The organism is Arthrobacter zhaoguopingii, assembly GCF_009828605.1.
In the GTDB taxonomy this organism is placed as follows: domain Bacteria; phylum Actinomycetota; class Actinomycetes; order Actinomycetales; family Micrococcaceae; genus Arthrobacter_D; species Arthrobacter_D zhaoguopingii.
The window spans coordinates 15231-28748 of the sequence record NZ_WIAE01000002.1 but is presented as its reverse complement, the minus strand read 5'-3'; the positions used below and the strand labels follow the sequence as shown (position 1 = coordinate 28748).

Below are 13518 nucleotides of genomic sequence, written 5' to 3'. Positions count from 1 at the left end.
GGTGGTGCGGATCGGCGCCCTGGAGATGCGGTCCCCGAAAGTTGGAGTCCCCGAAGGATGCGGTCCCCGGAACGCGGCGCATCCGATGGTGCCCGGTGGGAGCATCAGGGAGCATGACGCCGTGGCGGCTCCACGCCGGAGCCGCCACGGCAGAGCCGGGTTAGTGGTCCTCTTCCTCGTTCTGGGCGTGGTCGTGGTTGTTTTCGTGGTCGTGATCCGGTGCTTCCGCTTCCCCGGTGAGGACCGCGAGTTCCACTGGTGTTTCGGGCAGGTCGAGGCTGTCCACCAGGGTGCCGGCGGCGACGTCGACGACGTGCAGTTTTTTGGTGGCGGGCTCGGTCACGTAGGCGAATCCGTCGGTGCCGACCTTCACGGCCGGGCCGGGTGACTGCCACTCCGCCGGTTCCTCCCAGGACCCGGTGACCTTGACCTCGTGAACGATGCCACCAGTTTCCTCGTCCAGAATGTTCAGTTCACCGTCGTAGGTCAGAACCAGCGCCTCACCCTCGGCTCCGCGGGCGAGGGAGCGGAACCAGTAGGGCGACCCCAGATCCACGGTCTTCATGGACGCGGCGCGGGTGTCGATCAGCCCGATCCGGGTGGGCCGTTCCTGCTCGGCGTCGGGATCGGTCTTGTAGTCGGCGAGCACGATCGGTGAGCCGTGGTCGCCGAACTGGTTGCCCGAACGCTGGTACTGCTCTTCCACGGGCACCTTGGAGAACGCGCCGTCGCGGTAGATCACCGGCCCGTTTTCACAGCCCAGGGTCACCACATCGCCCTGATCGGTGGCCTGGGCGGAGGCTTCGCCGTGGACGCCCGGGCAGTCGGTGGTTTCGGCGAGGACTTTCCCGTCGGGAGAGACCACCTGAACCGTGTTCCGTGACTCCGCGGTGCCTTGGGTCAACAGCAGGTCCCCGTTGCTGAGCGGGACGGCGACGCCGTGGTGGGCGGTGTCTGTGGAATGTTCCTCGACCTCGCCGGGAGTCACCTTGCCGTCGCTGAAGGCGGCGGAATCCATCACGGTGATCCCCCCGGTCCCGTCGGCGAAAAGGGCGGTCCTGCCCTCGTGCGCGACGACGTGCGCGGCCTCGGGGGCCGCGATGCCGGCGCCGGTCAGGGCCGGTGCCGTCTCGTAGTAGTGGTCGTGATCCCCATGCCCCTCAGCGATCAGGCCGCTGTCGAAGATGCGGAACTCATCACCGTCGCTGATCAGGAGGTGCCGGCCGTCGCCGGCGTTGTTGAGCCGCAGGAAGCCGTCCGTCTCGGTCTTTGCGACCACCTCACCGGTCTCCGTGTCAACGGTCATCAGGCCGCCGTCGTAGGTCAGCACGGCGCGCGGGGCCAGCCCGTCCACCTCCTGGCGGTCGGCATTTCCATCCTCCTCCCCGGCGGCGGACGAGGCGGAATTCGTGGGGGCGCCGGCTTTGGGCGCGGAGGATCCGGGCGTGGCGCAGGAGTTCAGAGCAAAGGCTGCGGCCATGGCGGTGGACAGGCAAAGGGTGCGGGTGACTATCGGCATATCAGCATGCTAAACGTAAATCATTATCATTAGCAAAGGAGAGCCCCCCGGCCTCCCCGGCTTCGCTTTTGAGAATGATTCTCATATAGTTCGGGTATGCACCTCACCCTCGTGACCTCGGATCGGCCTCAACAGTGGCCGCCGGAGCGCTGGTCAGGCCGTCGAAACGATGCGCCAGGCCGGTCAGGACAGGATGTCGAGATATAAGAAAACGTTCCGTGCGCCGAGGCAAACGCGCCTCCTCCTGCCCCTACCTTCATTTCATTTAGGGTAGGCACAGTCGTTGACACGCCCAGTAGGCGGATTTAAGTTGTGGTTGCCAGAGGAAAGTGCGGCCAGGAGCCGCCGCCGCGAATTATCTTGTCGCCGAGCAGGCACCGTGTTTTCAGCTATTCATGACAGGGCTGGCGTCCTTCGCAAAGCCCTGCCTCCTATTGGAGAACAATCATGACCAAACCTGTCCAACGACATAACCGCGAGCGCGCCCCCATGCGTTTGCTGCGCCTTTTCATAGCTCTGCTGTTCGCGGTAGCCGTCACGGTCGCGCTCCCCCTCCCAGCCCAGGCGGCCGACGTGGGAGTACCTGGGCCATCATACGCAGGCGACGGCGTGAGAACCCCGACCGCGGACAAGGCCCAGAGCAAGCTGTGGATCCAGGACGGGACTTGGTGGGGGCTGTTGTGGAGCGCGTCCGCAAATGCGACGAAAATCCATCGGCTCGACGCCGCAACGCAGGAGTGGCAGGAGACGGAAACGGTCGTTGACGCCCGGCCGAATGCGCGCGGAGACGCGCTGTGGGACGAAAGGGGCGGCAAGCTCTATATTGTGTCGGGCACGACTGTGCTCTCGGAATGGGGTTCGCCACCATCTCGGGAGGCAGTGACCTCCGGGTCCGCAGAGCTTCACCGCTTCAGCTACAACCCATCGACGAAGACCTTCTCACGAGACGCCGGATTCCCCGTCACCCTTCACCAGGGAAGCTCGGAATCGATTACGGTGGCCAAAGACTCCGTCGGCAAGCTATGGGTCACCTACACCGTCGTCTCGGCTGATAACACCAACCGTGTCCACGTCAACCACTCGACGACGAGCGACTCGGCGTGGGGAACACCGTTTGTGCTGCCGACAACCAACGCGCAGGCGCACCACGACGACATCTCCGCAGTCACGGCCTTCCAGGGCAACAAGATCGCAGTCATGTGGAGCAACCAGCGGTCGGAGCAAAAGAGGTTCTACTTGGCCATCCACCAGGACGGTCAGCCGGAGAAATCGTGGCAGACAGAGATCGCTTACGGGGCAGGAAACAACTGCACCGGGGGATGCGCGAACGACCATCTAAACCTCAGGCAACTGACAACCGACGGCAGCGGCCGTCTCTACGCAGCGATCAAAACATCCGCTCAGCAACCCGGCCAAACCTTGGTGGCGCTCCTGGTCCGAGATAGTAACGCCCGTTGGACCAGCGCGCCGTTTGGCGCTGTCGAGGACGCCCACACCCGGCCCATGGTCATGATCGACCAGGAGCGCCGTCAGGTTTGGATGTTCGCGGTCGCGCCGGAGGGGGGCGGCACCATTTATTACAAGAAGGCGCCGCTTGACAACGTTTCCTTCCCGCCCGGCCCCGGTACGCCCATCATCAGCAGCAGTACCGACCTGGACATCAACGACCCCACGACAACCAAACAAAACGTCACCGGCCAGACCGGTCTGGTGGTGTTGGCCGCCGCGAGATCCAACGCTCGGTACTGGCACGCCGCCATAGATCTCAGAAACTAGCCGCCCCACCCGGCGGTAGGAATACAACGGCGCCGACGGTGACCGCTGTGCCGCCGGACGATTATCAACCTGTCCTCCGTGCACGGACTCCGCGCTTCGGCGTTCAAGAGCGCCAACGTTTCCGCCAAGCATGGCCTTGAAGGGCTGAGCAAGGTGACGGCATGCGAAGGGGGCGGCCATGGCGCTACGTCCAACTGCATCAACCCCGGTTACGTCCGCATCCCCCTGGTGGAGAAGCAGCAGGCAGAGCAGGCCCGCGTTCACGGCATCGCCGAAGTCGAGGTCCTGGCCAGGGTGATGCTTGCCGAATCAGCCATAAAGCGCCTGGTCGAGCCCACGGAATCAGCGTCGCTGGTGGCCTGGCTGGCTTCGAAGGACGCCGGGATGGTCACCGGCGCCAGCTACACGATGGACGGCGGCTGGTCCGCGCGGTAACGGCCACGGTCCGAAAGACAGGGTGACGCATTCCGTGTGGCCGGCGGCAGGATCGCGGAGGGATGGCAGGCGGCGTTTTCACGGCCGGTTAATGGCACGTTCACCTCCTCGTGAAAGCCTTGGAACACATCAATTATGCGGGGCGGGACAGGAGGCCGGCGTGTCACAGGCAGCTGACGGGCAAGAGAGTGCAGCGGGCATCGCGGCACCGGAAACCGGGATGAACTGGAAGGATCTGCGCCGCGGGCAGGCTGTGACCGTTGAGCCGGTCGATGGACACAGCCTCCCCGGGTGGGTCGACGATCTCGCAGAGGACCGCAGCATGCTGTGGATCCAGCTCGGTGAGGGGCGGGGACGCCGTCTGATCCACTCCCAGGACGGTGTCGCGATCCGGTCCCGCCGGCGGGGATAGGGAGTAGATGCGGGGAGGGCGGCGTCGATGACGCGAAAGGAAACTTTCCTTCGTCCTCGCAGGCGCCGCGAGACCCGGCGCATAGTCTGGGATCAGTCCTACACCGATCCTTCGAAGGAATCCCATGCCCGTCTCCCCGCGCCCGCTACGCAAGCTCGGATTCCTTACGATCGGTTTGTTCGATCCGGCGGATCCGGCCGCGGGGCACGAGTCGACCCTGCAGATCATCGAACTCGGCGAGCGGCTGGGTTTTGACAGCGCCTGGCTGCGCCACCGGCACCTGCAGTTCGGAATTTCCTCGCCTGTCGCTATGATGGCCGCCGCCAGCCAGCGCAGCTCCCGGATTGAGCTCGGCACTGCAGTGACTCCAATGGGCTGGGAAAACCCGCTGCGCCTGGCTGAGGATCTGGCCACCGTCGATCTCCTTTCCGGCGGGCGGATCAATCCGGGCCTGAGTGTTGGGGAACCGATGCACTACGACACGGTGAAGGACGAGCTGTACCCGAATTCGTCGGCGTCGGAGGACTTCAGTTACGCACGCGTGGATCGTTTTGCCCGCTTTGTCGCGGGGGAACCGGTACGGGCATTCTCCGGACGGCAGGGCGTGGTCGAGGAGTTTTCCGACCGTGTCGAGCCGCACTCCCCCGGGCTCCGGGAACGCCTGTGGTATGGGGCAGGGAGCAGGAGGTCGGCAGTCTGGGCCGCAGCGAATGGGTTCAACCTGCTCTCCAGCGGGGTGATCTTCCCCGACGAGGACCAGGACCCCGTCTTCGCCCTGGTCCAGCAGTCTCAGATCCGCGCCTACCGTGAAGCGGCGGCGGCATCACCCCAAGCGCCCGGATCGGCCCGGGTCTCACAGGGCCTGGTGGTCATCCCGACCGATTCGGCGTCGTCGAGCCAGCGGGAGAAGTACAAACAGTACGTGCACGAACGTCTACCACGCACCCGGGCACCGCAGGGGCCAAGAAGGATGCTGTTCGCTCCGGATCTCATCGGCACCAGCGATCAGATCGCGGAACAGCTCTACGCGCATGCCGGCTTCCAGGAGGTCGATGAGGTGGCTTTCGCCTTACCGTTCAGTTTCGATCATGAGGACTATGTCCAGATCCTCACCGACATGGCAACCACGCTGGGTCCCGCCTTGGGATGGTCCCCGGCGGAAGTTGCCCGGGACCCGCAGTAGGAGCCGCGCTCCCTCAACGCTGAACACACTGCAGGGCGGGAAGGCTGAAACGATCCGGATGCGGCTCCGATCACCTGTCCCGGTCGTGTTGCGAAGCCGGGGACAGTGGAAGAGTCACTTCGAGATCCGTGCCGGATCCCGGTGGGCTCGTGATGGTGATCGTCCCACCGGCGGCCTCGATGCGGTCGGTCAGTCCAGTGAGTCCGGTTCCCATGTCGGGGTCGGCCCCGCCCACGCCGTCATCGCGCACGCGTAGGTGAAGCTCGTCGCCTGCTTCCGAGAGCCAGGCGGCGACGTCGACATGCTCTGCGTATGCGTGCTTGATGGCGTTCGTGATCGCCTCGGCGGCGGTGAAATACCCTGTCGTCTCTACAGTCCCGGGAAGCCTGGGCAGCAGCAGGTGCAAGGTGACGGGCACCGGCAGGTCGGTGACGAAGGATTCGATGCCGGCCACGAGACCTCCTCGGGTGAGCGCGACGGGCAGGATGCCCCGCACCAGGTCCCGCAGTTGCCGGTTGGCTTCCTCGGCGTGCGTCAAGGCTTCCTGAATGAGGGCGGCCGTGGACATGCCGTGCGCGCCCCGGTCGCGGGCGAGTTTGAGCGCCAGGATGGTGTGTACCAACCGCTGCTGCGCTCCGTCGTGCACATCGCGTTGCAGCTGGTGCCGTGCGTCGTTTGCGGCTTTGACCATGCGCTCCCTTGATGCGATGAGCGCTTCCCTGGCCCGGGCGTTGGCAAAAGTGGCCGCAGCGAGATCAGCAAAGGCTTCCAGATCGGTCCCGCCAGTGTCCGCCGGGGAATCCGGACGGGGCGCAGCGAGCAAAGCGCCGGACAAATTGTCTGCGACTGTGACAGGTACCCCGACGTGGGCTCCTGCGTCGCCGCCGAACACGCAACGCACGGCGGAAGTTATCTCGTCGACCTGTCGTGAGCCGCGCGGGCTCCGCTCGTCAGGTGTTTCTTTGACCGCGGGGAGTCTTGTTCCTGGGGCGATTCCGCTTTGGCAGGCCGCCGCGATCACCGGTCCGTCCGCGTCGAATCGTACGATCACGACCGGCGAGTCAGCGAGCAGACGGGACAGTTCTGCCGCGATGGAGTGGAAGACGGTCGATGGCGCTGCGCCGCTTGCAATGAGTTCGGCAATCCTGCGAAGTGCTGTCTGCTCCTCGGCAAGGTGGCGTAGGTGCAGGCGCGTCAGGATTGCGGATACGACCTGGCCGGTGACCTGTGTGAGGTTCCTTAATCGCGCGTCCGTCGTGTCGGGTAGTGGGTGGGTCCGTGCTTCAATCTCGAGATACGCCCACGTGCGCTCGTGGGTCTGGATGGGATAGGACAGGGATGGATGATCGTCCGCCATCGAGGTCGAGCTTCGTGAAGGTGAGAATAGCGTCATCGGGCCGGGATTGATGGTCGCCCGCGCAACGCCTCGTAAGGTGAGCGCGTGAGCCACTGTCATCGCCAGCGCCCTCTCGGATGAGGCGCCCGTGACTGATTGCTCGGCCAAAAGCCGTATCGCGAGATCGTGCTGGGCGGTAGCGCGCAGTTCCTCCCGGGCTTCGATGTTGGCGATCGTCGTCACAACGAGTTGAGCGAAGCTCTCGAGTCTGTCCTCAGTACGTCTGGGTAGGGGCCCGGTGAGTGAGGTGGCTGAGAACGCACCCCAGACGACGCCTTCGATGATCACCGGTACTGAAACGCACGCCCGAAGCCCATATTTCTCGGCGAGCGCAGCGTTGACCTCGAGCCTGAAGTCATCAACACGCACGCTGGATTTCTGATGGCGTACTCGATGCGGCTGGGTACCCGGTCCGAACTTTATGCGGGTGCCGATCGGCGTTGGGCCGGCATGGGCCGCCACGACCATGATTTCGTCGCCAGCGGTGTATCGAGTGATCGTGACCGCGTCACCGTCAAGTTGCCGGGATGCCTCAATCGCTGCCAACTGAAACACATCTTCAGTGCGGCTCGCTCTTGCAACGAGGTCAGCGATGTCGCGGAGAGAGCGCCCTTCGCTGGCTAGTCTCTGTAACCCTTCGAGGTCATGATCGGGAACTGGAAGCTCGGACGGGCTCATGATCAGGGGCCCTGAGCGGCGAGGTAGCGGAGCACGGCCTGCACCCGGCGGTGGCCATCGGTCAGCTGGGCGAGCCCGAGCTTCCGGAACATCGCCGTGACGTGCTTCTCGACAGCCGCTTCGCTGATGAGAAGCGCATGGGCGATGCCTCGATTCGATAATCCTTCTGCCATGCAGGCCAGGACACTGCGCTCGCGGTCGGTGAGATCAGCGAACTCGGAGGGGACAGTGCGCGGCCGCAGCATCCGTGTGACAACCTCGGGATCCAGGGCACTTCCTCCATGGGCAACACGTCGAACCGCCGCTGCGAAATCGTCGACGTCCCCCACACGTTCTTTGAGGAGGTATCCGACGCCTTGCGGCCGATCACCGATCAGATCGATCGCGAATTCGGGCTCGCAGTACTGCGTCAGCAGCACCACTCCCGTACCGGGCAGGCGTTTGCGGACTTCGATGGCGGTACGCAAGCCATCGTCACCGTGATGTGGAGGCATTCGAACATCGACGACGACGACATCGGGACGGAACACCAAAGCCATGGCGAGAAGTTTGGTCGCATCCCCGGTCGAAGCGACGACATCTAGCCCTGCACCCAGGAGCACCCGCGTCACTCCCTCACGGAGGAGTACATCGTCCTCTCCGACGGCAACACGCACCGGGGACGGTGCGGGTGAACTCACCAACCTTCCCTACCCGTCGCCGAGAATCGACCGAAGCGTCGAGCACGACAATTCGCTTTTCGGAATGAACCCGTCCGCACCTGCCGCGGCGGCTTCCTCTGCCGAGGTTGCGTCGCTATCGGCGGAAATCAGCACTACCCGAACCCAATACGGTGCTTCGGTGAGTTGCCGGCTCAGTTCCAGGCCGTCGCTGTCAGGAAGCCCAATATCGACAAGTGCGATGTCGGGCCGCGCGGCGGCGGCACAACGCAATGCCTCGGCCACGTTGCCAGCATCGCCCCCTGGCGCGTACCCGCAGCTCTCGAGCAGTCTTCTGGCCAAGTCCCGAAACCTTTCATCATCATCGACGACGAGCACGAATTGGGCCATCCCCCAGCCTCCCACTCAGTCTGCTCTTCTGCAGGGGGGTTTACCAGAGCATTACTCCGGGTATCCCCGGCGCGGCGGTGGAGACGACGGACGAGACTTGAGCTGTCAAAGGCCCGCGCGGGCACGGTACCGGCGCCCACTGCACAAGGGAGAACATCATGAGCATCACCGAACCGTCCCCCGCCAAGCCCACCGTCGTGCTCGTCCACGGCGCGTTCGCGGATTCATCGAGCTGGAACGCGGTGATCAGCCCGCTTCTGGCCGAGGGCTACCCGGCGATCGCCGTCGCGAACCCGCTGCGCGGGGTCACCGTCGATTCCGAATACCTCCGGGCCCTGCTGGCCGACGTCACCGGCGAGATCATCCTGGTGGGGCACTCCTACGGCGGCACTGTCATCAGCGGCGGCGGCACCGGCAACCCCAACGTGAAAGCCCTGGTGTTTATCGGTGCCTTCGCACCCGAGGAAGGAGAGACCCCCGGGGAGCTTGCCAACAAGTTCGAAGGCTCCACCCTAGGGGAAACGCTCGCTGCGGTGGATGTCCCCGGCGGCAGGGACCTTTACATCATGCAGAGCCGCTACCACGCGCAGTTCGCGGCCGATTCCCCGGCGGAGGTCGCCGCGGTGATGGGTGTCGGCCAGCGCCCCATCCTGGAGGCCGCCTTCTCGGAGGCCTCCACAGAGCCGGCGTGGAAGTCGGTGCCCTCATGGTTCCTCTTCGGTGCCGAGGACCGGAACATCCCGGCCGCCGCCCACCGTTTCATGGCCGAGCGCGCCGGGTCACGGAAAACGATCGAGCTTCAGGGCGGCTCCCACACGGTGGCGATTCCCGAGGCGGCCCAGGTCGTTGACCTCATCCGCGAAGCCGCCGCCGCGACCACCGGCCGCCAGTAAGAGGATAACCGGGCAACACGGGCTGCCAAGCACAGAAGGATTAGGAACATGACCGAAGCACAAGAGGCCAAGCCGGCTCTGACCCGGGTCAGTTTGCAGGATGCGTCCAGTCCGGTGCAGGGCTGGAGGATCCGTCAGACCCTGGTGGAAATCCCCGAAGGCACCTCCTCCGGCCGGCACAGCCATCCCGGGCCCGAAGTGGGCTACATCATCCGCGGAGACGTGTCCATGGAGTTCGACGACAGGCCCCCGCTCGAGCTTCACGCCGGAAGCCCGTTCCTTATTCCGCCGAACACCATTCACAACGCGGTGAACGTCGGTTCGGTCACCACGAAAATGCTCTCGACCTACTTCGTCGAAGCGGACCAGCCACTGGTCACCAACTACCCCGCACCGGAACGTGCCGAATGAACATCAGTGCACATCATCCATCCATGCAGCAGCCAAGAAAGGTACCACCATGTCCAAAGTAGTGCTCGAACCAGGTGCCCAGATCATCGCCGATGCCACCGCTCAGCCACCGGCTCTGGCCGACCTGGGGGTCGAAGGTGCCCGCAAACTGCTCGATGACCTCCAGGCAGCGCCGGTCGACAAGGTCGAGATCGGCGAGGACAAGTGGATCACCGTCCCGGCCGAAGTCGGAGACGTACAGGTGCGCATCATCAAACCCGTGGGCGCCACCGGGACGCTGCCGGTGATCCTCTACGTCCACGGAGGCGGCTGGATCCTTGGCAACTCCGGCACCCACGACCGTCTTATCCGGGAACTGTGCGCCGGGGCCAACGCCGCCCTGGCCTTCGTGGAATATGACCGCTCCCCCGAGGCCCAGTACCCGAAGGCCATCGAGCAGGCCTACGCCACCGCGCAGTGGATCACGAAGCAGGGCGCCACGGAGGGCCTGGACGGGTCCCGCATGGCCGTTGCCGGTGACTCGGTCGGCGGCAACATGACCGCGGCCCTGACTTTGCTCGCGAAGCAGCGCGGCGACGTGACCTTCGTCCACCAGTCCTTGTACTATCCGGTCACGGACGCCGGCCAGGACACCGAGTCCTACCGCACCTTCGCCGACGGACCGTTCCTGACCGCCAGAAGCATGGCCTGGTTCTGGGACGCCTACCTCCCCGACGTCAGCCGTCGCTCGGAGATCACCGTCTCACCGCTGAGGGCCACGCTCGAGGACCTTCGAGGGCTTCCGCCGGCCCTGCTGCTCGTGGACCAGAACGACCCGCTCCGGGACGAGGGCGAGGCCTACGCGGCGAAACTCGTCGAAGCCGGGGTGCCCACCACCAGCGTCCGCTATAACTTCGTCACCCACGACTTCATGATGCTCAACCCCGAACGCGTCACCCAGGGAACGACCGCCGCCATCGAGCAGGCAATCCGCTCGCTCCAGAAAGCCCTGGGCACCGGAAAGGACTAAAGCAACCCCGTGAGCTGGCGGAGGCAGTGTAGTGACACGTCCCACTTTTATTGACCATTCCGACAATAAAAACTTACGCTGAACCCTCCCCATCCACGACAGACAGAGGTCCTTGGAACCCCAGTCCCCATGCCAGTGACGCGGGCCCCCTTGAACGTAGGAATTGAAAGGCGCACCACCATGGACCAGAAACAGATCAGCGCAGCAGAGCAGATTGCTCTTGCCAAGGAATACTTCAGGAGAGTCGACTCCGGTGACCCTAACCTGCTCGACCTGTTTACCGACGACACCGAGATCTTCTTCCCGAAGTTTGGATTCGCACATGGGAAAGCGGAGATCGTTCCGTTCCTCGTGGGCCTGACGTCGGCCGTGACCTCCTTCGACCACCCGCAGTCCCGCATGACCTTTACCTCCAGCGACAACCGCGTCGTCGTCGAAGGGGCGGAATCCGGGGTGCTCGCCTCCGGTGTGCCTTTCCCTGGTGACGCCCGGAGCAGCGGTCTTTTCTGCAATGTCTTTGAGTTCCGCGGCCCGCTGATCAGCCGTCTGCATGTCTATGCGGACCCGGATCTGGCAGGCCAGCAGCCCGCACTCTTCGCCTGGAACTGAACGACGGCAGCTCGAAGCACATCCGCCCAATTGAGGAGGGAGAATGAGCGGCGTGAAGGAGAGTTCCCCGCCGGCACCCCGTGCGGCGGGGACCGGATCCTGGATTGTTCTCATTGGAGTCGGACTGGTGGGAGGGCTCCTGTCCGGCCTGTTCGCCATCGGGGGCGGAATCATCATGGTGCCGCTGCTGATGGCTCTGGCGAACTTCGACCAGCGCACGGCTGCCGCGACCTCGCTTGCCGCGATCGTGCCGGCATCGGTCGTGGGCTCCACCACCTACCTGCTCGCCGGTGAGATTGACCTCCTCGCGGGGTCCTTCATCGCCATCGGCGGCATCGTCGGAGCACTGCTCGGAAGCGCCCTCCTGCAAAGAATCCCCATTGTGGGGCTGCGCTGGATGTTCATCGTCTTCATCCTCCTTGTCGCAGCACGCATGGTCCTGGTCTCGCCGGTCCGCGGAGAAAGCCTTGAATTCTCCGCGCTGGTCGCCCTGGGCTATGTCGTGCTCGGCCTGGCCATGGGGATACTCTCGGGCCTGTTCGGAATCGGAGGCGGAATCATCGTCGTGCCGGCCCTGATCGGAATTTTCGCCATCAGCGACCTCATCGCCAAAGGCACCTCATTGCTGGTCATGATCCCCACCAGCGCCATCGGCACGGGCGCCAACTGGCGGGCCGGAACCGTCGACGTTGGCGCCGGCCTGATCGTTGGGGTGGCCGCGACGGCCGCTTCCATACCCAGTGCCGCACTCGCGCTGGCCCTGCCGGCGCGGCTGTCCGGCATTCTCTTCGGCCTGCTGCTCCTCGTCGTCGCCGCCCAGCTCGCCGTCCGCGCCATCAGGACAACCCGCAGCGCGCACCTCCCCAGCGAGATTGCCACCTAAGGGACGGGAGGGAACGTCATCGCGACCGCATGTCACTTCCATTTCTGACCATATAGACAAAAACAATCTACGATGAGATGTCCGCGTCGTATCAAAGGAACAGAGGCCCGCCATGGGACAGCTTGAGAACAAAACCGCATTGATCACCGGAGGGACAACGGGCATCGGCTTCGCAACCGCCCAACGCTTCGTCGAGGAGGGAGCGCAGGTCTTCATCACCGGTCGCCGCGAGCCGGAACTAAATGCCGCGGTCGCCGCATTGGGAGATCGGGCGTCAGGAATCAGGGGCGATGTCTCGGATCTCGACGATCTCGACCGCATCTTCTCTGTTGTGGCATCCGCAGGGAAGGACCTCGATGTCCTGTTCGTGAACGCCGGCGGCGGAGGGTTTGCAACTCTCGAGCAGCTGACCCCGGAGGCGTTCGACCAGACCTTCGGCGTCAACGTGCGCGGAACAGTCTTCACGGTGCAGAAGGCACTGCCCATGCTCGCGGATCACGCCTCCGTCATCATTACGGGATCGAACGCGTCGAGTAAGGGGAACCCTGCGTTCGGCGTCTACGCTGCGACGAAAGCCGCTTTGCGTTCGTTCACGCGCACGTGGGCGGCCGAGCTCGCCGGCCGCCACATCCGGGTCAACACGATTGCCCCCGGGCCCACCGACACCCCCGGCCTGAGCGGACTCGCTCCCGACCCGAGCCAGGCGCAGGGCATGCTCGACACAATGGCCGGAAACGTTCCACTCGGACGCCTCGCTCGGCCGGCCGAAATCGCCAACGCCGTGCTGTTCCTCGCCTCTGATCAGGCAAGCTACGTCACCGGCACCGAACTGTTCGCAGACGGCGGGGAAACGCAGGTCTGAATATTCCAGCAGGGTTCGGGCCGGCCTGCTATTCGATTGACCCGCCACTGGCGCGCCGAAAGAATATCGGCCATGGTGTGCGGGTTGATCGCCCTGACCTTCAGTTCACCCTGGCTGCGCGACGGCATCGGCGTGGTCGACCCCGGGGCAAGGAGTTCTGCGTGTCGGAGTGACGGTCTCCAGGTCGGTCCGGGACCCACGCTTCGGATTCGCCCTCCGCTTGAGATCCGCAGAGAGATCCGACTACGGGTTCATCGTATTTCGGCATCACAGGGCCTGGTCCAGCTGCGAGACTTTCACGTGGGATGTTCGCGTTGGTAAGGTCGGCGCAGCTGTTATCACCTGTGTCATCGGGCTTACGGTAAGTGATGCCGCACTTCGTGCCCCTGCGGGCGGGAGTAAC

Annotated in this window: 13 protein-coding genes and 1 pseudogene; 10 read left to right on the top strand and 4 right to left on the bottom strand. The window is 64.4% G+C overall.

Annotated elements, in window-relative coordinates; translation table 11 throughout:
* Positions 1-160 precede the first annotated feature (160 nt).
* Positions 161-1519, bottom strand: a complete 1359-nt coding sequence (locus GVV77_RS02950) for a hypothetical protein (RefSeq protein WP_201293162.1) — start codon at positions 1517-1519, stop codon at positions 161-163.
* Positions 1520-1966: 447 nt separating this feature from the next.
* Between GVV77_RS02950 and GVV77_RS02945 the strand changes: the two genes are divergently transcribed.
* The 4 genes and pseudogenes from GVV77_RS02945 (at position 1967) to GVV77_RS02930 (ending at position 5325) form a co-directional block, all read left to right on the top strand.
* A complete protein-coding gene (locus tag GVV77_RS02945) occupies positions 1967-3295 on the top strand; it encodes a hypothetical protein (RefSeq protein ID WP_159616261.1) in 1329 nt (442 codons plus the stop codon).
* Positions 3296-3355: 60 nt separating this feature from the next.
* Positions 3356-3730 (top strand): annotated as a pseudogene (locus tag GVV77_RS02940) (SDR family oxidoreductase); the annotation flags it as partial.
* 160 nt (positions 3731-3890) lie between these two features.
* Positions 3891-4142 carry a hypothetical protein gene (locus GVV77_RS02935; protein WP_159616259.1) on the top strand — a complete coding sequence of 84 codons (252 nt, stop codon included), beginning with the start codon at positions 3891-3893 and terminating at the stop codon, positions 4140-4142.
* A gap of 124 nt (positions 4143-4266) precedes the next feature.
* Complete coding sequence (locus GVV77_RS02930; protein WP_159616257.1) at positions 4267-5325, top strand: LLM class flavin-dependent oxidoreductase; 1059 nt, start codon at positions 4267-4269, stop codon at positions 5323-5325.
* 70 nt (positions 5326-5395) lie between these two features.
* Here the strand turns inward: GVV77_RS02930 and GVV77_RS02925 are convergent, their stop codons facing one another.
* Genes GVV77_RS02925 through GVV77_RS02915 form a run of 3 tightly spaced genes read right to left on the bottom strand, consistent with a single transcriptional unit; the run spans position 5396 to position 8448 of the window.
* Complete coding sequence (locus tag GVV77_RS02925) at positions 5396-7399, bottom strand: GAF domain-containing protein (protein WP_159616255.1); 2004 nt, start codon at positions 7397-7399, stop codon at positions 5396-5398.
* Positions 7400-7401: 2 nt separating this feature from the next.
* Positions 7402-8079: a response regulator transcription factor gene (locus GVV77_RS02920; protein ID WP_246199608.1), complete on the bottom strand. Its 678-nt coding sequence runs from the start codon at positions 8077-8079 to the stop codon at positions 7402-7404.
* A 9-nt stretch (positions 8080-8088) separates the two neighbouring features.
* Positions 8089-8448 (bottom strand): response regulator transcription factor, encoded by a 360-nt coding sequence (locus GVV77_RS02915; protein ID WP_159616253.1) that lies wholly within the window; start codon positions 8446-8448, stop codon positions 8089-8091.
* 158 nt (positions 8449-8606) lie between these two features.
* Here GVV77_RS02915 and GVV77_RS02910 point away from each other — a divergent pair, with 158 nt between their 5' ends.
* The 6 genes from GVV77_RS02910 (at position 8607) to GVV77_RS02885 (ending at position 13115) form a co-directional block, all read left to right on the top strand.
* The gene (locus tag GVV77_RS02910; RefSeq protein WP_159616252.1) at positions 8607-9341 is read left to right on the top strand and encodes an alpha/beta fold hydrolase; all 735 of its coding nucleotides are present in this window, start codon (positions 8607-8609) and stop codon (positions 9339-9341) included.
* Between the two features lie 48 nt (positions 9342-9389).
* On the top strand, positions 9390-9752 hold the full coding sequence (locus tag GVV77_RS02905; RefSeq protein WP_159616250.1) for a cupin domain-containing protein: 363 nt from the start codon (positions 9390-9392) through the stop codon (positions 9750-9752).
* A 49-nt stretch (positions 9753-9801) separates the two neighbouring features.
* On the top strand, positions 9802-10761 hold the full coding sequence (locus GVV77_RS02900) for an alpha/beta hydrolase (RefSeq protein ID WP_159616248.1): 960 nt from the start codon (positions 9802-9804) through the stop codon (positions 10759-10761).
* Positions 10762-10941: 180 nt separating this feature from the next.
* Positions 10942-11370, top strand: coding sequence for a nuclear transport factor 2 family protein (locus GVV77_RS02895; RefSeq protein WP_159616246.1), 429 nt, complete (start codon positions 10942-10944; stop codon positions 11368-11370).
* 43 nt (positions 11371-11413) lie between these two features.
* Positions 11414-12253, top strand: a complete 840-nt coding sequence (locus tag GVV77_RS02890) for a sulfite exporter TauE/SafE family protein (RefSeq protein WP_159616244.1) — start codon at positions 11414-11416, stop codon at positions 12251-12253.
* 112 nt (positions 12254-12365) lie between these two features.
* On the top strand, positions 12366-13115 hold the full coding sequence (locus GVV77_RS02885; protein ID WP_159616242.1) for an SDR family NAD(P)-dependent oxidoreductase: 750 nt from the start codon (positions 12366-12368) through the stop codon (positions 13113-13115).
* Positions 13116-13518 lie beyond the last annotated feature (403 nt).